The organism is Legionella sp. (assembly GCF_965140895.1).
Lineage (GTDB): Bacteria > Pseudomonadota > Gammaproteobacteria > Legionellales > Legionellaceae > Legionella.
On sequence record NZ_CBCSKT010000036.1, the window covers coordinates 81184 to 105983 of the forward strand.

Sequence of the window (24800 nt, forward strand, 5' to 3'; positions counted from 1 at the left end):
TTAACTATCGTGAATCCAATTGGTTCATCATGAATTAATATTTCTTACTTACTGAATGCAAAAAGAAAAAAATGTTTTTAAAGCTTTGAAAACAAGGTACACTCTTTTCATCGAACGGATTTTATTCAACTGTTGATGTACTGATTATTAAAGGAGTGTATAGGAGTGATGAATATGCATAAGCCCTTAAGAACGCTGGTTAGTGCAGCTGTTCTTGGTGTTTTTACGACTGGCGCAGCTCATGCGGCTGGTTTTGCTTTATACGGCGAAAGCGCTGGTTATACAACCGGTAACTATGCTGCTGGTTCTGCAGCAGAAGCTGCTGATGCGTCAACTGGTTGGTACAACCCAGCTGGTTTGGCTCTTCTTCATGAAAAAGAAGCAGTCTTTGGTGGAGTAGGTGTTTTCCCTACTATCCAAATGGATGGTACAAGTACTTTTAATACAAAAGGATTGCCTCCATATACTCAACAGTATCGTGGTTTAGCCGGCGATTATAATGCTTTTATTCCATCCTCTCATTTTGCTTTACCAGTAGGTGAGCGTACCACACTTGGTTTAAGTGTAACGGCACCTTTTGGTTTAGCTACTGATTGGAAACCTTCTTCTCCAGTTCGTTATTCTGCTACCTTTACTGAGTTGTTAACTGCGAATATTTCTCCGGAAATTGGTACTCAAGTATCTGAGCACTTTGCTGTTGGTGCGGGTATGGATTTCCAATATTCACGTGTTAAATTCAACCAAATGGTTGGTGCGCCAGCTTTATTCCAAGCTCTTGAAGAGGACCCCACTATTGTTGACTCATCCAGTAAGAATAAAGGTGCGTCATGGGGCTTAGGTTTCCATGTAGGTGTTTTGGGAATGTTTAACGACAACCATACTCGTATTGGGGTGAATTACCAATCAAGAGTAAGACATGTATTCTATGGCCATAGCTTCTTCAAAGGTCGTTTAGCGAATGATTTTGATTTAGTTGCACCTGAGCTTCCTACTTCTAACGAATGGAAAAACTATGATCTATTCAGTAACTCCATTGTATTCCCAGATGTGGTAACAATCAGTGGTTATCAAGATATTAATGACAAACTCGCGTTATTAGGTTCTGTTGTTTATACTGCATGGGGCACGTTCAAGGATATTAAATTAAGTAATGTTCCTGTTCCTAACATTAGCAGTACGCCTCCATTTCCTGTGAGCCAGGCAAACGCGATTAGCTCGGTGCCAGAAAACTTTACTGATGCTTGGCGTGTAGCAATCGGCGCGAACTATCATGTTAATGACCGATTCATGCTTCGTCTTGGTGGTGGTTACGATCAGAGTCCAACTAACAATAAAGATAGAAATATTCGTTTACCAGACGTTGATCGCTGGGCTGTTGCGGTAGGTGCTCATTACCAAATGAAACCAAATCTTGGGTTTGATCTTGGATATACTCACCTGTTCCCAGGTAGCAAACCAAGTATTCATTCTTATCAACAATTGTCATCAACATCTTCTTATAGTGTTGATTCTGACAATGGTAAGTTCGCGGCTGATCTCGTGGGTGGACAAGTTGTTTGGGTTCTTGATAAAGCAGATCCTGCACCAATGAAATAATTTTGAATTTTTTCAAAGGTTGAAAAAGCCACGCATGCGTGGCTTTTTTATTGTTTTAAACTTAATTATTTTCGCGCTACATAAGAGCCTGTTCAGTTTTATAAATAAACGAATTCCCGCGGTAATTAGGTCTTAGCCTTTAGGCTCGGGTGTTTTAGAACACTCCCTCGTTTATCATTAGCGCATCCATGACATCTTAACTCCTTTATAGTTGCATCCTATTCTTAACTGCAAGCAACATCATTGGTGATCTATTTATTTTGCTTCGACAGAAAAAGATCAAAAGTTGATCTGGAAACGCTTTGACATGTACAATATGCACTCAAAAATCTCACCTAGCGAAACATTCATGCCATATAATTCTTCTTTACTTGACTACTTGGATGCAAATCTTCCAAACTCAGGTACCATTATAATTTGGAATTATTTAAGCAAGATCGCCTATATCAACAGGTTTGTAAGCCCAGAGGATGAAACCATTTCTGAATTAAGAAACAAGGTCGATCAAGCAAAAAAAGACACAACAAATTTTGAATATTTAATTTACTATAAAATGAATGTTCATTACTTAACTTCTAGACTGAATCTTATCAAGGAGCAGTTTAGTTATTCTGAAACTGAAACGAATATGATAAAACGGTCAACAAATGTTAGTAATACAGACCATAAATTGACGGATTTACAGCAAGAAATGGGAGGCGAAATTGAAAAATTTCTCCCGGAAGTAAAAAAAGATGCTACGCACAAATCAATGGATGAACAGGGTAAATCGGCGCTCGCGTTAGCCTCGAATAGTTCCTACAACCTTTTCCAACCTCATCGACTACTCACCGCTTTACTCACAAGCGTCGTCCATGGGAACCAGGATAATGCCGAGAAGATATTGAAACGATACCCTGAACTCCTTATGCAAAGAGGAACAGTGACAGATTACTCAGGAAGAACCTTTACAAACATCACCGCCTTTCAATGCGCATTATGGGCATTGGATACTCGGTATATGTGCACCATGATGTTGGACTGCTTATCCAAGAATGAACAGGCGGAAGAACTAAGAATAGAGTTACTAAATCAATTCAATGAACATGAAGTAAAAGGGGTTTGTTATATGCTTGAAGGCAAGACCTATCAAGAGAAACACTATAATTTTTCACTGCTAATAACCACTTTGCAAACGTATATTGATAATTTTACGTACTGGATTGACAATGACCAAAAAGATCTAATGGCGACTCATTGGAGTACACAGATAGGTGGTGCACAGCGTTATGTTCCTGCTCATGTCGCTCAGCATTATTGTGATCCTGATGAAAGCTTTAATTCTATGTCTTCATTTACAAAACCAAGATTCAAACGGACTTTAACTTTCTATAATCCGATAACATTTCAAAAGTCCTCGTGGTTTTCCTCGTTTACTCTGGATGCTGGCTTAGGAGTCGATTTTGCTGTTCTTAGATTTAGATGGTTGAATGAGGCGATGGCTCTGGACAAAACACTTGTGTCCACTAGGAATTTTGGAGAAGATGCCGGTGTTGTTAATTTAAATGTGTTAACCTCTTTATTTAAAGTGAGAACTGACGATCTCGTCCTGCTCAGAGAGCGTTTGGAAAATCCCATTTATGTGCATGAAGAAAATCCTGAGATAAGTCCAGCAGGGCGACCATAATTTTCACAGCATGGTAACGCGCTCTCGCGGCGTAAACAGGGAGAGCGTGTTTTAATTTCTGTTTTCTGAACCTTAATAAACAACATTATATTGAAGATTATATCTGTTTCAATGCGGCGCATTACACGCAGTATATAAATATACTCATAATGTCTTAAGAAAGCGCCATGAGGAGCAGGCTTTGAACTTTGAATTTAAATATTTGGAATAAGTAAGGATTTGACGATTAGCAATAAGTTATCTGATAACCAAGCCTAATTCTTCTCGCAACAGCACTCGGAAGAATTAGGTAATACAAGCGAACCGCAAGAAAAGTTAATTAATAGAGAGGGATATCAAATAAAAAAATAATCCCGTAACGTTCTTCTTTCTTCTAATCGTTTGAATAGGGGCTATTATTACCAAACTCGCTTGTTACTCCTTCCTTAATGATGAAAGAAATGCATCTATTTGAATTGGTATTCCTTCAGGAGTTATAGAATTTTTAAAAAATGTACGTGCACTTGTTTCATCTCTAGTATCAAGTACTACAAAATCGATAATTTTATCTTCGGAGTCAATTAACGTATATAAATAAATATTTTTACCGTGATATTTGGTTGGATATCTTTTTATCCTCCAGTTTCCAGGAACTGGTTTCGCAAGCCATTTATTATCTCCAATGGGAAAGAAGGTGTTTTGCATTATATATCTGAGTAATAGGCTGGATAGTTTTATATGAACACCTCGCTCTGCTGCTATTTCTTCAAGATTATTTCTAGTCACCGGATATGCTTGACCCCACCCCAATAAAGGATAAAGAACATTTTTAATGTAAACACGCGGCATTACACAAGAAAGAGGGAAGCCCATATTAAATAATATCGCTCTAGGCCAAGTATATAATTTTATCAATGACATCGTAGTGTACTCCAAAAGGAACATGGGTTCTCGTCTTGCCTTATTGCTCAATAATGGGTGTTATTACAGGCATGGGGAAAATGCGACCAACACCACTTATTTCTGTAAATAATTTAACCATTTTAGGCTAAATATAAAATTTTATCTACTGAAAAACTTTACTGGCTTACGCCTGAAAATCAACTAATATCGTATACATAATGGGTTAGTCACTATAATCGGCACTGTCATGTATGAATCCAGAAGCTCAAAAAATAGGCGTGTTAGTGGGGTTTGGATTTTTAATAATTTAAACGTTTGGGAATTAAATAGAAAATGCACACTCAATTTACACTATGATGCTTTATATCAATGTTCTTATTTATAAAAAAGGTATTCAAGATGATCTGACTGCAGATCAAAAGAAAATGTTCTGGCAATTCAATGAGGGTATAACGCGCCAAGAACATTCCCGACACGTTATAGGAATAACTTAGTTTTTGCTGATAGTCGATTCGCCAGGACCATCTACGGTTACTGTGTAACCATTTCCTGTGATTTGTTTTGGATTAATTTCGCCAGTACTAACATCCATCTCTACCGTACCAACTACGATAGGATTTGCAGTATTAGTTGCCATCTTAATTACCGCAGGGCATTTGCCATTAGTAGTGTGACCATGGCACGCTAACTTCACCAAATTCCAATAAACTTTACGAGATGAATAAGGAGCAGTTGGGTAAATTGATGGGGCGCCTGCAACAAATGCATTAGATTCTTCATTTGTATTATTGTGAGTTATTAAATAAGCCGGAGCAGCAAAAGAAGTGATCGCGCTTAAACTCAACGCCACTGCTGAAAGACTTTTAGCAATTAAATTCATTATTTCTCCATTGTAATTATAAGCAATTGGCCCGCGGCCAATTTAATTGTAATTTCATACAACGCGGGCCGATTATACCGTAAAAAAGGTGAGTATTATATATAATTCACGGATTTTTGTCTAAAAAACGGGCAGCATCTTTGGCGAAATAGGTAATAATAAAATCAGCTCCAGAACGTTTAATTGCAATTAAGCTTTCAATCATTGCTTGCTCTTCGTTAATAAGTTGATGTTGGGCTGCAATTTTGATCATGGAATATTCGCCACTAACTTGGTAAGCGCAAAGAGGAACCTCGGGGAAGTTCTGCTTCAGTTTGGCAATCACATCAAGGTAGTATCCGGCGGGTTTAACCATAATCATATCCGCGCCTTCATCAAGGTCCAGTGCTGTTTCACGAATGGCTTCATTACCATTAGCGGGATCCATCTGATAGGCTTTTCTATCGCCAAATTTAGGTGCCCCTTGAGCTGCTTCTCTAAATGGACCATAGAGACAAGAACAGTATTTTGCACTGTAACTTAGAATCGGGATATTTTTATAGCCTTCAGAATCCAGCGCCTCACGAATAGTACTAACCATACCATCTGTCATACCACTAGGAGCAACCCAATCAGCACCTGCCTTAGCATGACTGATAGCTTGTTTCGCAAGCAGATCTAAGGTTTTGTCATTATCAATATGCTCTTCCGAAACCACCCCACAATGGCCATGATCGGTGTATTCACAAAAACATAAATCAGAAATAATTAAAATGTCTTTATTTACGGCACGTATTTTTCTTATGGCTTGTTGAATAATGCCTTCATCGTTAAATGATTCACTTCCACAAGCATCTTTGTGCTTGGGAATACCAAACAGCAGCACGGCTTGAATACCTAATGCACTTAGAGTTTCAATTTCATTGGGAAGACAATCAAGACTTAATTGATATTGCCCAGGCATTGCACTGATTTCTTTAGGAGCAGTTAATTCTTCACTGATAAATAAGGGCATAATCAATTGTTGGGAATGCAGCCGGGTTTCTCTAACTAAAGCACGCGTTGCTGGATTGCTTCTTAAACGTGTTAAGCGCAGAGGGATGTTGTAATCGGTCATAAGTATTGCCTCTTTAAGGGGTTGTACACGATCATTTGGTATTCTTGTGTTTTTTCTTGTGTGAAGTATATAAAAAATCAATAGCACTACTCGTATTACTGGTGCTGATTTGGATACTAAAAAACTTATTCAGCATGTATTTTAACGTCAACATGTTGGTATTAGTTTGTGACAAGCCGATGTTATAGCTCAAATACAGGCGTTTGGAAAGGGATTTTCCTACCACAAAAGCGGTTGAATCACTTACTGTATTCGTTAATTGATTGTAATTCGTATTGGTTTGTACGTTAAAATCTAAGCCTGAACTTTGCTTCAATTGTTCTAACAGTTGGCTACTGCTTGTACCGCCAACATTCATCGAGGAAATAGCAGTTAACAGCAATTGCGCCCCGGCTTTATTTGCTTGGCTGGCTGGACGACCAAGTACCAACATAGAGAGAATATCTGCCTGAGAAAAAATTGCAGGCTCTGAATAAAGTTGAATCTGCGGTTTCATTAATCTACCGGTTACCTCTACACCCAGTGTAATCGTGTCGCCAAAACCAGTATTTTGTAAGTTCGAACTATTAAAATCAAAAACTTGAGATGCATTAGTATAGGTTGATGTATTATTAATTTTTTTCGCTGCGCGCAGGCTAATCCCAGGGTTATCAATGGGGCCACCGGTAAAGACTAATTCGCCTTGCTTAATGGTTAAGTCTTGCCCGTATGCTTTATAAGTACCATCACGAACAGACAGTTCACCATAAGCATTGATTGCACCTTGAGGTTGTTGCTTTAGGTTTAAAGCGCCATCCAGATGGCCTTTTAATCCTTTGACATTTAATGCAACATTTTCTCCAAGCTTTACTAAAATATCTATACTAGTACCAGCAATGGAGGAGGGGGACTCGGGTTTTTGTTGCTTATAAACAACCTCATCGGGTAAGGACACACTATTGCTAAATGTTTGAAGATTGATTTGTGCATTGGGAATGAGTACGGAACCTGAAATCGCACGTATAGTAGGAGTTACATGGAATTTAAGCTGCGGTGAAATAGTGATGTCGAGTTCATTGATTTTCATCAGTGGGAAATCACTGCCTTCAAGGCTCAGATCCGCAACATAAGCAGTATCAATGGAGCCTTTACCTTTAAGGCGTAACGTATGTCCCGTAGAAACGATAGAACCATTAGCATCCCAAGTTTTTTTCTTACTGCGAACATCAAGATCAATCGAATCTAAATTCAACTTTAGTTTGGGAATAAATAGGCTGGTCTTCGTCAGGAGTAATTGACTATTTATTTGCGGTTTCCCAATGCTACCTTGCGCGCTAAGTGAGGCGACTAATTGTCCTTTTAGCTTTTCTACCTCGGGGCTGATATTTTGTAAAAAATCCAGGTTGTTAATTTCTAGACGAAGTTCACTATTAAGTTGTTGTTTCGCATTGAAACCTTCTTTAAGCGAGAACTTAGGTAATTGAAATGCTAATTTTAAATTTTTATTTGGATCAATCATAAAGCTGCCTGAACCAGATAGTCTTTGTGGTGAAAGGGCTACATTGAGTTTGCCACCTTTGAATTCCAATACTGGAATCGTTGTATTATCCGGGACTTGGTAAGTACCAGGAGAGAGTGTGAATACTAAATTTCCCTTATTCTTCGCAGTGATTTTCCCATTTAATGATAATTTGGCATGTAAGCCAGTATGTTTTGTAGACGTGCCTGATGTGGGTGACAGATTAGCACTAAAAGTCCACTGCCATGGTATAGCCCCCAACAGTCTGGCATTCATTTGCCAATGTTCTTCAGCAGAAGGATTTATTTGGGTATTTAATTCCACGCTTAAATCAGGGAGAGTTGCGGTTGCGCTCAGCTTACCATGCGGGCTACTGAATTTTTTTTCTGGGTTTAGTGTTCCTTTTAAGATATCCCATTGCACTGTTACCTGATGATTTTTTAACGAGGGACCGGGATGCCATTGTACATGGAGATTATTTATTTTTATGTTGGTGTCTTGATGCTTATATTCAAGCGATTCCAAGGTAAAGTCATTGAGCAAACTACCTCTAACCTGTTGAATTTTTAGGGTACCAGAAATATAGGCGCGCCCCAAATCAATTAATGTTTCTAAACCAGGTGTTGTTGAAATTAAAGAAACCACAACTCCTGCAAGTAAAATAAAAAACATCATCAAGCCATATAATGTTTTTACCAGGAAGCGAATCATAAATCTGGCCCCATACTAATAACTAACCGTGGACTGTGGCTGGTGCGTTGCCAATGATTATTAATTTCTTGAGCCACTCCTACTTTGATGGGGCCTATAGGAGATACCCACATTAATCCTCCTCCTACATCCTGTTGGAAGGCTGCTGGAGTTGGATTATATACATCTCCGACATCATAGAAGGCGATTAGGTACCAATTTTTTTTCGTCTCTTTTTGAATCTCAAAGCCTGCATAAGTTAATATCCTTCCAGGACCTATGGAATTAAAGCTGTATGCTTTTAAATTATCCATGCCTCCTAATAAGAGGGCGAGGGAGAGAGGCTGCTGTGTAATATTATCAATGGCAGTAAAACCTTGTATTGCATGCCCATACAAACGCAAACGCCAGGGTTCGATTCTTAACGCGGCTTTAGCATCTACTGAAAATTGGGCAAAATTAATGGTTGATAAGGTTGCAGTACTCGCAGCTAAGCCATTAATAGTAATGTTATAACCTGAGGGCGAAAATAAGATACTCTGCGTTTTAATAAAGGATAGAGTAGCTTTAGGATAGAGCAAAAATTGCTTTGTATTTTCTTGTGCGTTGTAATGAAATCCTTCATAAAGGCCGTTTACTGAAAGTATTCGCTTATAGCGTGCCAGGTGATGCTGTTGTGCTAAAGACAGTAACCAGGCATTACTATAACCCGCACTGTAATTTAAATTAGAGTAATTTCCAGTAATACTGTATTGATCGGTAATTGGGTTGAATCCAGGAATAACGTATTGACCTTGCAACGCACTTTGTACAAAAGAACCTTGTGCCAGTGCATTAAATTTATGTCCACTGCGGTTAACGGGAATGACATGCAGGGCCGCTCGTCCACGAATCCCTGTGTCAGTTCCATAACCAGCCCCTAAGGTGTAGGAATATTTTGGCACGGGTTCAACATGAACCAATACCGGAACCATAGTATTGTCGGTAATTTGTGGTTTTACGACCACGGAACTAAAGTACCCACTATTAGTTAAATCATTATTAAGCTGCAGAATCTTATCGCCTGAATAGGCTTGTCCTGGACGAAAGGGAATAAATCGATGCAGTAATTTAGGATTAATGTAGGTGGGATCGAATTGGGCTTGGCCAAAATAATATAAGGGGCCTGTATCAAAGATAAGGGTGATTTCGGCGGTATAGCCTTCTTGATCAATTAAAATTTCATTCGTTTTAAAATTAGCATGCATATAGCCTTGGCTTTCTGCTGCGTTAATAAGATTTTGTTTGGCTTGATTGTATTCTTCCGTAAGTAAGGGGGTCGCTAATCTTAATGGTATGTTTTTTAAGGTGTTTTGCACCGAATCGTTATGTGCTCCCTCACCAATCACTTCAATTGTTACTCGAGAAATCAAAATTTGTGGCCCCGCATGTACGAATACCACAAATTTTTTCGCATTGAGCTGGTCTATAGATACTTGAGCTTTAAAATAGCCAAAAGGTTGTACTGCCTTGATGATTTGTTCACGCAACTCATCTTGAGAAAAAGCAGTTAATGGTTTTAACTGCTGAAGTTCTCGCAAGTGTTTCTCGACATTTGTTTGTACTTTGCCATTGATACCCGTGATTTTAATCGGCAGGGCATCATTGCTTTTAGCAAAAGGGGAGGTATATACAATGAGAAGTATCAGGCAGAGTGCAACCAGGCTACCTCGCATCCACCATCTCCATTTTTTTTAACCGGTAAATCAAATCAAGAGCTTCTCTAGCAGATAATTGATCTGGGTCAATCCGCTCTAATTCACGCAGTATTGGTGATTGCGCTGCGACTACAGGTTGAAATTGCTCCCCGGTTGGTGTGCTATTTTGCATATGGCTTAAATGAGAGTGAGCTATTTTAAGTACCGCCGCAGGGATACCCGCTAACTCAGCAACTTCCAGACCATAACTACGATTGGCCGAGCCTGATTCTACACGATACAAAAAGATAATGCGTCCAGTATCTAATGAGGCTTGTAAATGCACATTGCGGATGCAAGGAAATTGTTCGGGTAAATTAGTTAACTCGAAATAATGAGTCGAAAACAACGTGTAGGCTTTAATTGACGTGGCAAGATACACGCAGCTGGCATAGGCTAAGGCCATACCATCATAGGTACTGGTTCCGCGTCCAATTTCATCGATTAAAACCAAGCTTTCTTCCGTTGCCTGTCTTAAAATTTGCGCAGTTTCGGTCATTTCAACCATAAAGGTGGAGCGACCAGAGGCTAAGTCATCACTCGCGCCAATCCGGGTGAAAATGCGGTCAATTGGCCCTAGCGTCACTGTTTCTGCGGGTACAAAACTACCGATATGCGCTAAAAGCACAATTAATGCGGTTTGTCGCATGTAGGTAGATTTTCCACCCATATTAGGTCCAGTGATCAATAAAATATTTTGTGAAGGGTTGAGCAGTAAGTCATTTGCAATAAAGCGCTCTTGCAGTAAATTTTCAATTACTGGATGACGGCCTTCCTTAATAGAGATTTGCGATTGATCAACCAGTTTGGGACAACACCAATTTAAGCTCTGCGCACGTTCAGCCAGAGTAACCAGTACATCCAATTGCGCTAAGGCTCGAGCAAGCTGGGTGAGTTCGCTAATACTGCGTTGGATTTCTTCCAATAGATTGTCATACAACCACTTCTCACGCGCCAAGGCTTTTACTTGAGCAGAAAGAACTTTTTCTTCAAATACTTTGAGTTCAGGAGTGATGTACCGTTCAACATTTTTTAATGTCTGTTTTCGATGATAATGAACCGGGGCTTTTTCTGATTGGGCTTTTGACAATTCAATATAATAACCTTGTACGTTATTAAAGCCAAATTTCAAGCTCGACAAGCCTGTACTTTGTCGCTCGTCTTGCTCCAGCTTATCTAAGGTTTCATTGGCGCGAGTACTCAGCATTCTTAATTCATCAAGTTCCTCATCAAAGCCTGAGGCAATGACACCACCATCTCGAATTAACATTGGAGGATTATCGATAATTGCGGCGGCAAGCAGCTGTTGTAATTCAGGTAAGGGCTTGGTGTGCTCTTTGAGTTCTAATGCACGCATGCTTTGCAGGGGTATAAGGGCGGCATTAAGCTCAGGGAGCAGGGTTAAGGTATTGCCCAAGGCTTGCAAATCACGTGGACGTGCTGATTTAAGTGCAATACGTGACACAATACGTTCTACATCACAAACCTGGCGCAGGATTTGGTGTAATCCTGCATCAGACTGTCGCTGAATCATTTCGCTAATTGTTTGTTGCCGGGCCTGGATCAAATGATGTTGTTTGAGCGGTCTACTTAGCCAACGTTTTAAAAGACGACCACCCATAGTGCATGCCGTTCTATCCAGTACAGAAATCAGGCTGTTTTCCTGACTGCCTTGCACGTTTTCAAATAATTCTAAGTGCTTTTGCGTGGAGGCATCCAGCTGTAAATAATCCTGAGAGTTTTCCAGGGTGATGGCATTTAGATGAGGCAGAGCCTGTTTCTGAGTTGTTTGCAAATAAGTTAATAGCGCACCAGCAGCAATTAATGCCGTAGGGTAGTCGTGTTCACCGAAGGCCGCCAGATCAGTTACTTTAAATTGTTCGCGTAAACGATGTTGCGCGCTGTCTATATTAAATTCCCAGCCTGGTCTTTGTTTCACTGGGAAGTTTTGGCAGTATTCTTCTAAAGGAGAAGCTTCTTGCAATAGTAACTCTGCTGGTTGTAAGCGGGTTAACTCCGCACTGAGCTGGCTGCTTTCGATGAGTTCAAGTAAATGAAAGCGACCACTGCTTAAATCAACCCAAGCCAGACCGATTTTTTGTTTTTGCTGATGCAATGCGAGTAGTAAATTATCTTTTTTAGCATCAAGTAGTGCCTCATCAGTGACCGTACCCGGGGTAATAATACGGGTTACTTGTCGCTCCACTGGTCCTTTACTCGTGGCGGGATCACCTATTTGTTCGCATATGGCAACGGATTCCCCTTTTTTGATTAGCCTTGCCAAGTAGTTTTCTACTGCATGATAAGGTACACCAGCCATGGGGATTGGTTTATCAGCAGATTGACCACGGTGTGTCAGTGTAAGATCAAGCAATTGAGCCGCACGCTTTGCATCATCGAAAAATAATTCATAAAAATCACCCATACGATAAAGTAAGAGCATATCGGGATATTCGGATTTGATGCGTAAATATTGTTGCATCATGGGTGTGTGTGCAGCAGTCATAGTAATTGGCTAACAATAAAATTGCCCCGATTCTAACAAAAGCACCTCGGGAAGTCAGTATCTCAGGATATTCCTTAGGATGATTAAACGGATTTTTCCTTTGAATTATCAGTAGGTCATGGTTGAATTTAAATTTCTTTGCTAAACTCAAGATGGAAATATATAAAACTAATAGGGAGAATTAATTATGAATCGTTTGGCTCTTATTGCTGTAACTGGATTTTTGGCATTAGCTTTAACTGCTTGCGGTGAGCACGGTAACAAACAACCACCAGTAGCTACTGACAATACTCAGCAGCAACAAGGCGCGGCTCCTGCTCCACAGCAACAATCAACTGAAGGCCAAGGTCACTAATATTTTTGTTTCACAATGCCGGTCGGGTTTTGACTCCGTTATTGTTAAGTTAAGAGTTGTCATCTCTGCCTACGCGGGGATGACAATTACATATTTAATTTAAATAGTAAGAAGTCATTGGCCTGACCAATTTTCTGGTGCCTCATGAATTCCTTAATCCTCGAAATAGCAATTCTGTTAAAAAAAATGAGTTGGCAATTAGTAACGGCTGAATCATGTACTGGCGGATTAGTGTCTGGATATCTTACCGAAATTCCCGGAAGCTCAATTTGGTTTGAACGTGGTTTTGTCACTTACAGTAATCAAGCTAAAGAAGAAATGCTGGCGGTTCCTAAACAATTGCTTCTTGAGTATGGGGCCGTTAGTGAGCTCGTTGCGGCTGCTATGGCAACTGGAGCAGTACACAACAGCGCAGGACAGATTGCGGTATCCGTTACAGGCATTGCCGGTCCTGACGGAGGAAGTGTGGATAAACCAGTAGGTACTGTATGCTTCGGTTGGTTTGCCCAGGGTATGCGGAGTGCCAAAACCGTGAGAAGGCAATTTTCGGGTACTCGTCATGAGATCCGTTTGGCAGCCTGCCAAGAGGCTTTAACCGGTGTTCATTCACTCCTGAAAAATATTCCTATCAATCCTGCTTAATTCAGTTTGCTGCTTGTTCTTATCTGTGTGATAATTTTGTCCTTGCATTAACATCTACCTGGAAAAAATTATGGAAGAGAACAAACAAAAAGCTTTAGCAGCAGCTCTCTCGCAAATTGAACGCCAATTTGGTAAGGGCTCAGTGATGCGTATGGGAGACAGCAATGTATCTCGCGATATCGAAGCAGTCTCAACCGGTTCATTAGGTTTGGATATTGCTTTGGGAATCGGTGGTTTACCCAAAGGCCGTATCGTTGAAATTTATGGTCCTGAATCTTCCGGTAAAACCACTCTTACTCTGCAAGTTATTGCTGAGTGCCAAAAAATGGGTGGCACCGCAGCATTCGTTGACGCAGAACATGCTTTAGATCCAAACTATGCACAAAAACTTGGGGTTAATGTCGATGAGTTATTAGTTTCTCAGCCAGATACTGGTGAGCAAGCTTTAGAAATTACCGACATGCTCGTGCGTTCTGCTGCCGTTGATGTGATTATCGTTGACTCGGTTGCTGCACTAACACCTAAAGCAGAAATCGAAGGGGAAATGGGTGATTCTCACGTAGGCTTGCAAGCGCGCCTTATGTCTCAAGCATTACGCAAGCTGACCGCGAACATCAAACGTTCGAATACCCTGGTAATTTTCATTAACCAAATTCGGATGAAAATTGGTGTAATGTTTGGTAGCCCTGAAACGACTACAGGCGGTAATGCATTGAAGTTCTATGCTTCTGTGCGTTTAGACATTCGTCGTATTGGTTCGATTAAAAAAGGTGAAGAGATCTTAGGTAGTGAGACTCGCGTTAAAGTAGTGAAGAATAAAGTAGCGCCGCCATTTAAGATGACCGAATTTGATATCCTTTATAATGAAGGTATTTCTCGCGAAAGCGAAATTATTAATTTGGCCGTTCAATTGAACCTTATTGAAAAAGCTGGTGCATGGTACAGCTACAAACAAGAGAAAATTGGTCAAGGTAAAGAGAATGTTCGCATGTATCTGAAAGACAATCCTCAAGTTGCTGCTGAACTAGAGAAGCAAATTCGCTCTGAATTATTAGAGAAGAAGCAACCTATGCTGGCTTCTGCTAAAGAAGATGAGTTTGAGGCTATTGATGACTAAAGCATTTGACTGTGCTGTGCGCCTATTATCCAGGCGTGAGCACGGTGCAATAGAGCTTTATGAGAAAGTAAGGCAGAAGGGATTTAGCTCGAACGAAGCACAAGAAGCAGTGGATACTTGCCAACAAATGGATTTACAAAATGATCATCGTTTTGTTGAAGTATACAGTCGCTCACGTATTCGCCAGGGCTATGGTCCTTTAAAAATTCGCCAGGAATTAAATAATAAAGGGATCGATAAAGACATAATTCAAGATGTTTTGCAGCAAGAAGACGACAATTGGTTGGCTTATGCTTTAGATGTTTGGCAGAAAAAAAGTAAAGGTCAGCAAGAGATGTCATTTAGCGAGATGCAGAAACAGCAACGTTTTTTACTTTATCGTGGATTTAGTATGGATATTATTGCTCAGGTAACAAAGGAGTTGGAACTGTAGCAAGAATTAACTCAATTTGGGGCTTGATGCATATGGATTACCTACGTTTATTCTTTTAATCATCCCCCTCTATTTGGTATCGATTTGAATATGAAAAGTTCTGAAATTAGACAAGCATTCACTGATTTTTTTGCACAACGAGGCCATCAGCCGGTAGAGTCTAGCTCATTGATTCCCGCTAATGATCCTACTTTATTGTTTACTAATGCCGGTATGGTGCAATTTAAGGATTTATTTTTAGGGCTTGAATCTCGTTCTTACCAACGAGCGGTCACTGCACAACGTTGTGTTCGTGCCGGAGGCAAACATAATGATTTAGAAAATGTTGGTTATACCGCACGTCACCATACCTTTTTTGAAATGCTGGGTAATTTCAGCTTTGGCGATTATTTTAAGCGTGAAGCCATTAAGTTCGCGTGGGAATTTTTGACCGAAGTTTTATGTTTGCCTGAAGAGCGCCTATGGGTCACTGTATACAAAGACGACCAAGAAGCTGAGGATATTTGGCTTAAAGAAATGAATGTTTCTGCACAGCGTTTTTCCCGTTGTGGAGAAAAAGATAATTTCTGGTCAATGGGAGATACTGGTCCTTGTGGTCCATGTACGGAAATTTTCTACGATCATGGTGCAGAGATTGCTGGAGGCCCTCCAGGAAGCCCTGATGAAGATGGTGATCGCTACATCGAGATTTGGAACTTGGTATTCATGCAATTTAACCGTGATAAAGACGGTAATTTGCACCCACTACCTAAGCCATCTGTAGATACGGGTATGGGACTAGAGCGTCTTGCTGCGGTGGTACAAGGCGTACACAGTAACTATGAAATTGATTCATTCCAATACCTAATTAAGTCCATTGCTAAGCTGGGTACTATTCCTGATCTCAACCATACTTCCTTAAAAGTTATTGCCGATCACATTCGCTCCTGTGCGTTTTTAATTGCTGATGGCATTATTCCAGGTAATGAAGGCCGTGGTTATGTATTAAGAAGAATTATTCGCCGTGCGGTACGTCACGGGAATAAACTGGGCTTACCTACCCCATTCTTCTCTAAACTCGTTCAGCCTTTAATTGATGTTATGGGCGATGCTTATCCTGAGCTAGTCAGTGCCAAAGCGCATGTAGAAAAAATCTTAGCTCAAGAGGAAAATCAGTTTGCGCGTACTTTGGATCAAGGATTGCGTTTACTACAAGAGCAAATGCATTCTTTAGGGGGGCAGGAAATTACCGGCCAAATCGCATTCAAACTTTATGACACCTACGGTTTTCCAGTTGATTTAACAGCAGACATTGCAAGAGAGCAGGGTTTGTATGTTGATATGGATGGTTTTAACCAGTTAATGCAACAACAACGAGAACAGTCTCAAGCTGCCAGTCAGTTCACAACGGATTATCATGCTGCATCTCAACTTGATCACCAATCAGATTTCCATGGCTATGAAAAAGACAGAATGGAAGGACAAGTTGTTGCTTTATTGCAAGATGGGACTGAAGTCCAGTCCTTAAGTGCGGGCATGAAAGGAGCGGTTGTACTAGACCATACCCCTTTTTATGCTGAAAGTGGTGGTCAAGTGGGGGACCGTGGTGTTCTGCTAGCCAACCAATTGCACTTCCGCGTGGATGATACGCAAAAAAATGGTCCGGCCATTGTGCATTATGGTGAAGTAGTTGAAGGTTCTATTTTTGTGGACCAATTGGTTGATGCACAAATTGATGTGCAACGTCGTGAGGCAATTCGTTTAAATCATACTGCAACGCACTTAGTACATGCAGCATTAAAAACTATAGTGGGTCCACAAGTGCAACAAAAGGGTTCTCTGGTTGATGTTGAGCGTGCACGTTTTGACTTTTCTCATTTCGAGGCAGTAACAGCAGACCAAATACAACAGATTGAAATTTTGGTTAATGAGCAGATTCGTGCAAATAACGAAGTGGCCACTCGGGTCATGGACATTGAAACAGCTAAAAAGAGTGGTGCGGTTGCTCTATTTGGCGAGAAATATGCAGATGATGTACGTGTATTGGCTATGGGGGAGTTTTCCAAAGAGCTTTGTGGTGGAACGCATGCACGACGTACCGGTGATATTGGCTTATTTAAGATTGTTGCAGAATATGGGATTGCTAGTGGAGTACGCCGTATTGAGCTAGTTACTGGAAGTCATGCTTTAGCTTGGGTTAATCAGCAACAAGACTTACTGGCTGAACTGGCTTCTTTATTGAAAACTAATGTGGCTACTTTAGCAGAGAAAGTCTCTCAATTAATTCTTGATGGCAAAGCGCTTGAAAAGGAAGTGGCTAAGCTGCAAAGCGAGAAAGCGCAGAAATCAGGTGCTGATCTTGCCAGTGAAGTTGAAGACATCAATGGAGTGCATTTATTGGTGAAACAACTGGAAGGGGCTGATAGTCAGGTTCTGCGTGCTACTTTAGATCAATTAAAATCAAGATTGGATTCAGCGGTTATTGTACTCTTTGTTATTGATCAAGATAAAATGAATGTGATTGCTGGTGTAAGTAAGAATATTCTAGGAAAAGTTCCTGCTGCCGCAGCCTTAGTGCGCCATCTTTGTGGCAAAGGCGGTGGTCGTGATGACATGGCTCAAGGTGGGGGTGTTGTTCCTGCTGATTTAGATGCGAAAATTAATGCAATAAAGGACATGGTTCGTAATTCGCAATAGAATAGGAGCGTAGATACTGTCTTAAAGGCAGTATCTACGTGGTTTTAAATCAAAACTCGCTATAAGGAGATAACATGAGTTTTATGAAGGAGTTTAAAGAGTTTGCCGTCAAAGGCATTTCCCTCATAAGAAAAGAGGAAAAAAAAGAGACTCCTCCAACTCGAGAAGAAGAGTTATTAACCGAAATTCGTGATCTTTTAAAAAGCAAAACGAATATCTAATAAAGTTATCTTTCAGGGTGTCTGTTTGCTTGCAACTAAAGCCGCAGTAATAATTTGGCCCTCTATAAGCTCCCCGACACGTTTAAAAGCAATTTACTCACCATTCGGCCTGTGTTGTTTTTGAACAAAAAATCTCCACTATGCTATAATTTCAATATTAGCAATTAAAAAGGACATTTATGAGCGAGCTACTAAACCTGATTGTGTTAATTATTGTCTTTGGGGTGGCCTTGTGGCTTATCAATGCGTTTATCCCAATGCCTGGCGCAATTAAAAGCCTTTTAAACATTTTAGTATTAATTATTTTAATAATTTATATTTTGCAATTTTTTGGCTTAATTAAAACTATCTTACCGATGATTCATATTTTAAAATGACGAAGCTCCCAAATCCTCCTAGCCCGTAAAAGAATACGGGCTACTCAACTGATTACAACGAGGGCTTAGCGGATGTCTCAATCAAATGGAACTCCTGCAGGAGTTCAACTAATGCATCAGAAAAGCTAAAAATAGGGAATTTGTGTTGTTCAGTAAACTCCATATACAGGGCATTAAGATTAAAGTCTCGTATCAGGAAATCCTCTTTTAATAACTCTTGAGCTGGTCGAAATAGGCTTTGGGTCTTCAGCAACCGATGTACCCCCTACCTGGTCGGGAGCTTTTTCTTGAACATTCACCGTACTAGTTTCGTGAAAAATAGCCTGTTTTTCGAGCAAAGTTGGCACAACCGTAGACGTTGGGGGCGCGCTTAATGTGCTCGGTATTTCCTGTTATTCTTCCTTTTTACTGGAAAATAGTGGCAATGGAATAAAAGTCCAACGTACCGCTGCATGTCGGAGAATTATAGCGTGTTAAGTAAAACTTAAGTTTAGTTTGAAGAACAGATTCTTAAAATTACTCGTAGCTGTAAGTAGAGTAGTTTTGGCTTACAGGTTCATATAAATGGTTCGACTTGAAGTTGCTTAGAAACTTCACCCCTTCTTCAATATCTGCAATTTGCTGATCTACGATGAAACGTGCATCAACATACAAACTATAAGCTGCAAGTACAGTGATTGTGGCAGCTAAAATAGCCATTCCCATAGAGAAGAGCACTGCGCTAGCGGGTCCGGTAAGCGCGGCAGCGGTAAGTAAAAGAGTACTAGTGCCTCCGAATCCCAAAAGAAATGAATTCGATATTACGTTCAAGCAACTCAAAGTAACCTCCCAACATGCATAATCTAACAGTTCATTGTGCAAATGAAATAAACTATTTTGTACTTGATTAAGTAGCGTAGGGTTAAGTTTGCCCCCTCTAATTACTAGATCAAATGCTTCTGTAGTATATTTGTTTAAATCGTTCATCGATGATTTATTGTGTACAATCGATTTCAGTTCATGGAGGCTTGCTGCGACTTTTTCCGCATGTATTTTTAATTTCCATAACTCATTGTAGTCTTTATTAGCTAAGGCTAATGTTTCTGGCTGGCGAAGTTTTTTGTTAATTTTTGTTTCATACGATGTGCTAAAAAAAGCTGGGATATATAGTTTCATTGATGCAACTCACCAGGCTGATCATTAAGTGAGCAAATTATACATGTTTTATATTTTGTTACAAGAACGGCATGATATTTTTGTGTAAAATTAAACCGAGTTCATCCTTTTATAAACAAAAAATGGAATTCTGCTTATAATTGCCATAATGCCTCGCCAAAAAAAAGGATAATAAATAAGCCGCTTCTTTTTGTGCAAAGCTTTCCAGCAGGCTTGGGCACAAGCCTGTGGTGGGCCGGCATAAAAGATCCCTGGTCGTCCATAGGTTTGACGGGTATCTATAAAGCCTAGGCGTGCAATAGTAATTTGTTGATTGCTGCTTGCCGCTTGTTGCAAGCCTTGCAGGTACACTTCAATGCAGGCTTTAGTCGCACCATAAAGACTGTTTTTAGCTCGCCCACGGCAGGCCGCGACGGAACTTAAATACACTAGGTGGTGTTGTGTTTGTGTTTTATTTAAGTAGGCATTGATAAGTAGGGTTGTTGCGTGAATATTTACTTGGATTAAATGCTGTATCGATTGCGGATTTAAGTGATCATTCTCCGTAAAGTCACTATGAGCAATAAATAAATCCAGCTCCTGTTCACACTTATTTAAAACGGTAGGTAGGGTTTCAGGAGCGGTCATATCTACAACAAAAAATTCGCATGGAACGTGATAACGTAGCTGAATATCTTGGGCTATTAAATGTAATTGCTCAGCTTGACGACCAATTAAGCGTAAGTGATGTCCTGCCTGTGCTGCGATATGAGCGAATTTTTCGGCAATAATTGATGTAGCTCCTAAAATTACCCAAGTTCTTTGTGTCATTTTATTATTCCTAAACGTCGAGCCAGATCCGACTGTGCAGTACAGCCATAGTGTTTTAATACAGAAAAAAATGCATTTTGCTGCCCATACATTTTTTGATATTGCTCCGCATTAAGCAGTTGATCTTTGGCTAAATATACACGTCCGCTACACTCTGTAATTAACTGATTCATGGCGTTTACAGCGTTTACCGCATAATCATTATGGATAAAATCAACGGCAAGAGTGAAACCGGGTTGGCAAAACGAAAGCAAGCCATGGCCTGATTGGGTGAATAGCTTAAGTACAGCAAGTGTTGGCGTGGCTTTGTGAGTTTTGATTAATTGTACTAACTGTTCTAAGATTTTGGTTGCTTGTTCTTGAGAAAATGCTGCTTGAAATTGCATCAGTCCTTTAGGGCCGTAGAGTCGATTCCAATGATTTAATTTATCGAGTGGATTATTAAATTGCAGGAGTTCAAGTGTCTCTTCTGACTTTTTCTGTTTAAAAAACAGAGAATTAAATAATTTCATGTTCCATTTTTTTATGCAGCTAAAGGGGAGTTTGGGCACTGTAAGTGCTTTGTGTTTTTGGAGGGGGGGCGTGGAAATCGAATGATCCGCCAAAGAGAGTACTGAACGAGGTGTTGTATGCAGCAAATCCAGCCAGGCAACTTGATAGTCATGTTCACGGCCATAACTCGACATGGCTTCAGTTAAGTTATTTAGAGCGTTAAATTGCTCGCGTTTAATTTGCAGTACCCGCGATCTTTTTTGTAGCCGGATAGCTGCACGTATAATGATTCCGGTGAGCCCAAGACCTGCAATTGTGGCATAGAACAGTTCCTGATTTTCCTCCGGACTACAACGTAGTTGTTTTGCTCCTAAAAGTAAATCAAACCAAAGAATATGATTACCAAAACTACCGGCAAGCGGATTATTTTTTCCATGAACATCATGGGCAATTCCTCCCGCAACGGTTGCATGAATTGTTCCTGGGATTACTGGTGGAATAAAATCTGGATGTACTAAGAACAAATCCTTAATCGGCAGTCCACCTTGGCAGATGACAACACCTGTATTCTCATCAAAACTGATTAAGTGATTGAAACGTTGTGTATCAATAATAAAGCCATCCGTATTGAAGCAGCTGTCGTTATAGCTTAATCCAGCGCCTCGAGGGAGCATCGATTGTTGTGGGTGCTGGGTGCTGTATGCAATCAACTCATGTTCATTCTCAGGGCGCACACATAAAGATTGACTGAACATTGCATGGCTAAAATTGGACAGTAGGATTTTCTTACTGTGCATGTATCATTGCCTGATTAGTGAAGATATAAAAACTATAACGATTTAGATAATGATTGAAAAGAAATTGTTGGCGATATTTGGGGTTGTAAATACAAATAGTTCGTTTTAATTACAGTTATTTCCTAATAGAAGTGTTATTTTTCTTAACTCATTGACGAGGGCCTCTTTTTTATGTCAAATTGCGTAGTCTAAATGGATCAGCTGTTTGATTTTTAATTAATTTTTAGAAATATGCAATTTGCATAGAAACATCAAAAAACAGTATTGAATTTTAGTATTTTTAGTATGGATTGCTTATGGCTGAGAAAAACGTTTTATCGCAAGAAGAAGTAGATGCTCTTCTAAAGTCAGTTGATGAGTCGGCTGAACAAGAAGAAGCACAACATGCTGAGTTTCAAGGAACAGCCAAAAAAAAATCTTCCCGCAAAAAAAGTAGTGTTGCTAAACAAGAAGCAGTAGGTGATGTTGCCGAAGGGGCTGCTGAGTTTATTATTACTTTTGAAGAGAGTGAGGTAAAAACACTCAATTTTTCCACTCAAGAACGGATTATCAAAGGTAAATTACCTGTACTCGAGAGAATTTATGATCGCGCAGTACGTTCATTTGCTGCGGATATTTATCAGTTAACTGCCAAAGACTTCGAGATTACTCAAGATCAGTTACAAATTGTTAAAAACCGTGAGTTCATGGAAAGCCTTCCCAACCCCAGTTTGATGCATGTCTATAAATTCAAGCCATTGCGTGGCAAAGGAATTATCATGTTTGATAGTATCTTTGTTTATGATTTGGTTGATTATTATTTTGGTGGTAGTTCACAATTCTTCGCCCAAAAAGATCGCACTGACTTTACCGCAACTGAATTGCGGGTGATGGATGCTGTGTCTAAAAAGTTGGTTGCTGATTTGATGTTAGCATGGAAGCCCATTATTCAGTTAGATATTACTAAATTTAATGATGAAACAAACCCCCAACTCGTGAACATCGCAGAACCCGAAGAGATGTTGTTGGTGGTGCGCTTTACCCTGGATTTTGGTAAGGAAACAGGGGATTTTTATTTTGTCCTTCCTTATTCCATGGTTGAACCTATTAAAGAACAACTAGAATTGGGTGCTGCTCGTCCCGAGGATGAAATTGATCCGAACTGGGTCAAATCCCTAAAAGAAGAATTGATGGATGTTGAATTGGTCATCAGCTCAGCAATGGCTCAGGCAAAAACTACTTTAGGTGGAGTAATGGCTTGGCAGGCAGGGGATTTTATACCGGTAGAAATGAAAGAAATTGTCACACTGGATATTGAGGGTACGCCGGGTTTTACAGCAACTCAGGGTACTGCAAATGATAAACGCGCCATAAAGATAATCAGGCATATTAGTTATTAGGGGATTGAGATGACAGATTCAGCAATGGAGCAGCCAAAACAAGTAAGTGCATTAACTCATGAAAATGACGAAGAAAAAATGGCGTTGATTTCAGACATTCCTGTTGCGATAACGGTAGAAATTGGTCGTACTAAAATGACTATTCGTAACTTACTGCAATTAAATCAGGGGGGGATTGTACCTCTGGACCGTTTAGCGGGTGATCCTCTTGATGTGTTAGTTAATGGTACTTTGGTTGCCCACGGGGAAGTTGTTGTGATTAACGATAAATTCGGTGTTCGATTAACAGACATTGTGAGTAAGGCTGAGCGGATTAGACGATTAAGATGATTCAACACGCAATTACTCAAGGCGAGCTTGTGCGTCTTGTGCTGGGCTTGCTTTCTGTTCTGTTAGTTATCATGGTTTTATCTTGGGTGGTAAAGCGATTGCAAGGAGCACACTTAGGCTCGTCTAAAGGATTTCAATCTGTTGCCAGTATGATTCTTGGGCCTAAGGAAAAGATTATGCTGTTGAAAGTTGGTACGCGATATCTATTACTGGGTTCTGGTTCCGGTCACATCACACTTCTGTATGATTTTGGCGAAGAGTTACCTTCAGGTTTTGATGCACCAAATAAACCTTCATTTGCGGAGCTGCTTAAATCGGCGGTAGTGAAATCATAAGATGAAAATAAAAAATTATGTAATTTTTGGTGCTTTATTAAGTGTTTTACCTTTTGTAACACAAGCTGCAAATTCTTTATCTTTACCCGCAATGACGGTGCTACCTGGCTCTCATGGCGGCGAATCATATAGCGTCAATTTGCAAATCCTTCTCTTTATGGCTTTGCTAACGGTCTTGCCAGGTTTACTGATGGCAATGACCGCATTTACTCGAATCATTATTGTTTTATCCATTTTACGTCAGGCAATTGGTTTGGCCCAGGCACCAACAAATCAGGTATTAATTGGTATTGCCTTGTTCATGACTTATTTTGTGATGGCACCTACATTTAATAAAATTAATGATACGGCGATTCAACCTTATTTAGCCGAAACCATGGAGTTTCCTCAGGCTATGGCAAATGCGCAAGCGCCATTACGGCAGTTTATGCTCAATCAAACCCGTAAAAATGATTTGGCTTTATTTGAAAAGTTTGCCAATAAAGAGCCTGCTTCCTTAGATGATTTACCAATGAGTGTGATTATTCCTGCTTTTATTACCAGTGAATTGAAAACAGCATTTCAAATTGGGTTTATTTTATTTTTACCGTTTTTAATTATTGATTTGGTTGTATCAAGCGTATTGATTGCGATGGGGATGATGATGTTGTCACCTTTAATTATTTCATTACCGTTTAAGATTATGTTGTTTGTTATGGTTGATGGTTGGACATTAATCCTTGGTTCATTGGCATCGAGTTTTGCGGTGTAATTTTTGCACAGAGCCGTAGCCCGGATGAACGAATAGGGCGATTAAAGTGAAAACCTGCTTGCAAGCAGGTTACGCGTAAGTTTTTTATGTATTTTTACAGGGAGAACCAATGACACCGCAGTCGGTTGTTGCCATATTCAGCGAAGGTGTTTACCTGATGCTGTTACTGATTACCGTGTTAGTTGTGCCAGGTATGGTCGTTGGATTAGTTGTTTCCATGTTTCAGGCGGCAACACAAATTAATGAATCAAGTATCAGCTTTATTCCCAAATTATTTGCCACTTTTTTAGTGATGATATTTGCAGGGCCATGGCTATTAAAAACGGTGATCAATTATACAAGCTCTTTGATTAGTAATATTCCTTATTTGATAGGTTAAT

General features: G+C 40.0%; 23 protein-coding genes. 14 read left to right on the top strand and 9 right to left on the bottom strand.

Going from position 1 to position 24800, the window contains the following annotated elements:
• Positions 1-174 precede the first annotated feature (174 nt).
• Together ACQY7T_RS04725 and ACQY7T_RS04730 are read left to right on the top strand one after the other, a co-directional pair.
• The gene (locus tag ACQY7T_RS04725) at positions 175-1596 is read left to right on the top strand and encodes an OmpP1/FadL family transporter (protein WP_428411719.1); all 1422 of its coding nucleotides are present in this window, start codon (positions 175-177) and stop codon (positions 1594-1596) included.
• Between the two features lie 349 nt (positions 1597-1945).
• On the top strand, positions 1946-3262 hold the full coding sequence (locus ACQY7T_RS04730) for a hypothetical protein (RefSeq protein WP_428411554.1): 1317 nt from the start codon (positions 1946-1948) through the stop codon (positions 3260-3262).
• Between the two features lie 414 nt (positions 3263-3676).
• Here ACQY7T_RS04730 and ACQY7T_RS04735 read toward each other — a convergent pair whose 3' ends face one another.
• The 6 genes from ACQY7T_RS04735 to mutS all read right to left on the bottom strand — a co-directional run bounded on the left by ACQY7T_RS04735 (position 3677) and on the right by mutS (position 12550).
• The gene (locus ACQY7T_RS04735) at positions 3677-4162 is read right to left on the bottom strand and encodes a DDE-type integrase/transposase/recombinase (RefSeq protein WP_428411555.1); all 486 of its coding nucleotides are present in this window, start codon (positions 4160-4162) and stop codon (positions 3677-3679) included.
• Between the two features lie 472 nt (positions 4163-4634).
• The gene (locus ACQY7T_RS04740) at positions 4635-5024 is read right to left on the bottom strand and encodes a hypothetical protein (RefSeq protein ID WP_428411556.1); all 390 of its coding nucleotides are present in this window, start codon (positions 5022-5024) and stop codon (positions 4635-4637) included.
• 106 nt (positions 5025-5130) lie between these two features.
• Positions 5131-6120, bottom strand: coding sequence for a porphobilinogen synthase (gene hemB / locus ACQY7T_RS04745; protein ID WP_428411557.1), 990 nt, complete (start codon positions 6118-6120; stop codon positions 5131-5133).
• Positions 6121-6151: 31 nt separating this feature from the next.
• Positions 6152-8329, bottom strand: a complete 2178-nt coding sequence (locus ACQY7T_RS04750) for a translocation/assembly module TamB domain-containing protein (RefSeq protein ID WP_428411558.1) — start codon at positions 8327-8329, stop codon at positions 6152-6154.
• Positions 8326-10023, bottom strand: a complete 1698-nt coding sequence (locus tag ACQY7T_RS04755) for an autotransporter assembly complex protein TamA (RefSeq protein ID WP_428411559.1) — start codon at positions 10021-10023, stop codon at positions 8326-8328. Before ACQY7T_RS04755 ends, ACQY7T_RS04750 begins: the two co-directional genes overlap by 4 nt.
• On the bottom strand, positions 10013-12550 hold the full coding sequence (gene mutS, locus ACQY7T_RS04760) for a DNA mismatch repair protein MutS (RefSeq protein WP_428411560.1): 2538 nt from the start codon (positions 12548-12550) through the stop codon (positions 10013-10015). Before mutS ends, ACQY7T_RS04755 begins: the two co-directional genes overlap by 11 nt.
• 187 nt (positions 12551-12737) lie before the next feature.
• On the opposite strand from mutS, the gene ACQY7T_RS04765 reads away from it, so the two are divergent.
• From ACQY7T_RS04765 to ACQY7T_RS04795, 7 genes are all read left to right on the top strand, one after another.
• The gene (locus ACQY7T_RS04765) at positions 12738-12905 is read left to right on the top strand and encodes a hypothetical protein (RefSeq protein ID WP_428411561.1); all 168 of its coding nucleotides are present in this window, start codon (positions 12738-12740) and stop codon (positions 12903-12905) included.
• A gap of 144 nt (positions 12906-13049) precedes the next feature.
• Positions 13050-13547 carry a CinA family protein gene (locus ACQY7T_RS04770; RefSeq protein ID WP_428411562.1) on the top strand — a complete coding sequence of 166 codons (498 nt, stop codon included), beginning with the start codon at positions 13050-13052 and terminating at the stop codon, positions 13545-13547.
• Positions 13548-13617: 70 nt separating this feature from the next.
• A complete protein-coding gene (gene recA / locus ACQY7T_RS04775) occupies positions 13618-14664 on the top strand; it encodes a recombinase RecA (protein ID WP_428411563.1) in 1047 nt (348 codons plus the stop codon).
• Entirely contained in the window at positions 14657-15097 is a 441-nt protein-coding gene (gene recX, locus ACQY7T_RS04780; RefSeq protein ID WP_428411564.1) for a recombination regulator RecX, read from the top strand. The genes recA and recX overlap by 8 nt, the downstream gene beginning before the upstream one ends.
• A 90-nt stretch (positions 15098-15187) precedes the next feature.
• Positions 15188-17773 (top strand): alanine--tRNA ligase, encoded by a 2586-nt coding sequence (gene alaS / locus ACQY7T_RS04785; protein WP_428411565.1) that lies wholly within the window; start codon positions 15188-15190, stop codon positions 17771-17773.
• 74 nt (positions 17774-17847) lie between these two features.
• The gene (locus ACQY7T_RS04790) at positions 17848-17994 is read left to right on the top strand and encodes a hypothetical protein (protein WP_428411566.1); all 147 of its coding nucleotides are present in this window, start codon (positions 17848-17850) and stop codon (positions 17992-17994) included.
• A 179-nt stretch (positions 17995-18173) separates the two neighbouring features.
• The gene (locus ACQY7T_RS04795) at positions 18174-18371 is read left to right on the top strand and encodes a Thivi_2564 family membrane protein (protein ID WP_428411567.1); all 198 of its coding nucleotides are present in this window, start codon (positions 18174-18176) and stop codon (positions 18369-18371) included.
• A gap of 516 nt (positions 18372-18887) precedes the next feature.
• Here ACQY7T_RS04795 and ACQY7T_RS04800 read toward each other — a convergent pair.
• The 3 genes from ACQY7T_RS04800 to ACQY7T_RS04810 all read right to left on the bottom strand — a co-directional run bounded on the left by ACQY7T_RS04800 (position 18888) and on the right by ACQY7T_RS04810 (position 21625).
• Positions 18888-19526, bottom strand: a complete 639-nt coding sequence (locus ACQY7T_RS04800; RefSeq protein ID WP_428411568.1) for a hypothetical protein — start codon at positions 19524-19526, stop codon at positions 18888-18890.
• A gap of 90 nt (positions 19527-19616) precedes the next feature.
• Positions 19617-20336, bottom strand: a complete 720-nt coding sequence (locus ACQY7T_RS04805; RefSeq protein WP_428411569.1) for an SDR family NAD(P)-dependent oxidoreductase — start codon at positions 20334-20336, stop codon at positions 19617-19619.
• Positions 20333-21625: an FAD-binding protein gene (locus ACQY7T_RS04810; RefSeq protein WP_428411571.1), complete on the bottom strand. Its 1293-nt coding sequence runs from the start codon at positions 21623-21625 to the stop codon at positions 20333-20335. The genes ACQY7T_RS04805 and ACQY7T_RS04810 overlap by 4 nt, the downstream gene beginning before the upstream one ends.
• Positions 21626-21921: 296 nt before the next feature.
• Between ACQY7T_RS04810 and fliM the strand changes: the two genes are divergently transcribed.
• The 5 genes from fliM to fliQ all read left to right on the top strand — a co-directional run bounded on the left by fliM (position 21922) and on the right by fliQ (position 24799).
• The gene (gene fliM, locus ACQY7T_RS04815) at positions 21922-23004 is read left to right on the top strand and encodes a flagellar motor switch protein FliM (protein WP_428411573.1); all 1083 of its coding nucleotides are present in this window, start codon (positions 21922-21924) and stop codon (positions 23002-23004) included.
• Between the two features lie 24 nt (positions 23005-23028).
• Entirely contained in the window at positions 23029-23334 is a 306-nt protein-coding gene (gene fliN, locus ACQY7T_RS04820) for a flagellar motor switch protein FliN (protein WP_428411721.1), read from the top strand.
• A complete protein-coding gene (gene fliO, locus ACQY7T_RS04825; RefSeq protein WP_428411574.1) occupies positions 23331-23669 on the top strand; it encodes a flagellar biosynthetic protein FliO in 339 nt (112 codons plus the stop codon). Before fliN ends, fliO begins: the two co-directional genes overlap by 4 nt.
• A 1-nt stretch (position 23670) precedes the next feature.
• A complete protein-coding gene (gene fliP / locus ACQY7T_RS04830) occupies positions 23671-24420 on the top strand; it encodes a flagellar type III secretion system pore protein FliP (protein ID WP_428411575.1) in 750 nt (249 codons plus the stop codon).
• A gap of 109 nt (positions 24421-24529) precedes the next feature.
• Positions 24530-24799 carry a flagellar biosynthesis protein FliQ gene (fliQ, locus tag ACQY7T_RS04835; RefSeq protein ID WP_428411576.1) on the top strand — a complete coding sequence of 90 codons (270 nt, stop codon included), beginning with the start codon at positions 24530-24532 and terminating at the stop codon, positions 24797-24799.
• Position 24800: the final 1 nt, after the last annotated feature.

Coding starts and splice junctions, on each gene's coding strand:
- ACQY7T_RS04755 (WP_428411559.1), bottom strand. CDS start 10,023: ATGCGAGGTAGCCTGGTTGCACTCTGCCTGATACTTCTCATTGTATAT.
- ACQY7T_RS04740 (WP_428411556.1), bottom strand. CDS start 5,024: ATGAATTTAATTGCTAAAAGTCTTTCAGCAGTGGCGTTGAGTTTAAGC.
- ACQY7T_RS04770 (WP_428411562.1), top strand. CDS start 13,050: ATGAATTCCTTAATCCTCGAAATAGCAATTCTGTTAAAAAAAATGAGT.
- alaS (WP_428411565.1), top strand. CDS start 15,188: ATGAAAAGTTCTGAAATTAGACAAGCATTCACTGATTTTTTTGCACAA.
- ACQY7T_RS04800 (WP_428411568.1), bottom strand. CDS start 19,526: ATGAAACTATATATCCCAGCTTTTTTTAGCACATCGTATGAAACAAAA.
- ACQY7T_RS04765 (WP_428411561.1), top strand. CDS start 12,738: ATGAATCGTTTGGCTCTTATTGCTGTAACTGGATTTTTGGCATTAGCT.
- fliP (WP_428411575.1), top strand. CDS start 23,671: ATGAAAATAAAAAATTATGTAATTTTTGGTGCTTTATTAAGTGTTTTA.
- ACQY7T_RS04805 (WP_428411569.1), bottom strand. CDS start 20,336: ATGACACAAAGAACTTGGGTAATTTTAGGAGCTACATCAATTATTGCC.
- ACQY7T_RS04735 (WP_428411555.1), bottom strand. CDS start 4,162: ATGTCATTGATAAAATTATATACTTGGCCTAGAGCGATATTATTTAAT.
- fliO (WP_428411574.1), top strand. CDS start 23,331: ATGATTCAACACGCAATTACTCAAGGCGAGCTTGTGCGTCTTGTGCTG.
- ACQY7T_RS04810 (WP_428411571.1), bottom strand. CDS start 21,625: ATGCACAGTAAGAAAATCCTACTGTCCAATTTTAGCCATGCAATGTTC.
- ACQY7T_RS04750 (WP_428411558.1), bottom strand. CDS start 8,329: ATGATTCGCTTCCTGGTAAAAACATTATATGGCTTGATGATGTTTTTT.
- ACQY7T_RS04725 (WP_428411719.1), top strand. CDS start 175: ATGCATAAGCCCTTAAGAACGCTGGTTAGTGCAGCTGTTCTTGGTGTT.
- hemB (WP_428411557.1), bottom strand. CDS start 6,120: ATGACCGATTACAACATCCCTCTGCGCTTAACACGTTTAAGAAGCAAT.
- recX (WP_428411564.1), top strand. CDS start 14,657: ATGACTAAAGCATTTGACTGTGCTGTGCGCCTATTATCCAGGCGTGAG.
- fliQ (WP_428411576.1), top strand. CDS start 24,530: ATGACACCGCAGTCGGTTGTTGCCATATTCAGCGAAGGTGTTTACCTG.
- ACQY7T_RS04790 (WP_428411566.1), top strand. CDS start 17,848: ATGAGTTTTATGAAGGAGTTTAAAGAGTTTGCCGTCAAAGGCATTTCC.
- recA (WP_428411563.1), top strand. CDS start 13,618: ATGGAAGAGAACAAACAAAAAGCTTTAGCAGCAGCTCTCTCGCAAATT.
- fliN (WP_428411721.1), top strand. CDS start 23,029: ATGGAGCAGCCAAAACAAGTAAGTGCATTAACTCATGAAAATGACGAA.
- fliM (WP_428411573.1), top strand. CDS start 21,922: ATGGCTGAGAAAAACGTTTTATCGCAAGAAGAAGTAGATGCTCTTCTA.
- ACQY7T_RS04795 (WP_428411567.1), top strand. CDS start 18,174: ATGAGCGAGCTACTAAACCTGATTGTGTTAATTATTGTCTTTGGGGTG.
- mutS (WP_428411560.1), bottom strand. CDS start 12,550: ATGACTGCTGCACACACACCCATGATGCAACAATATTTACGCATCAAA.
- ACQY7T_RS04730 (WP_428411554.1), top strand. CDS start 1,946: ATGCCATATAATTCTTCTTTACTTGACTACTTGGATGCAAATCTTCCA.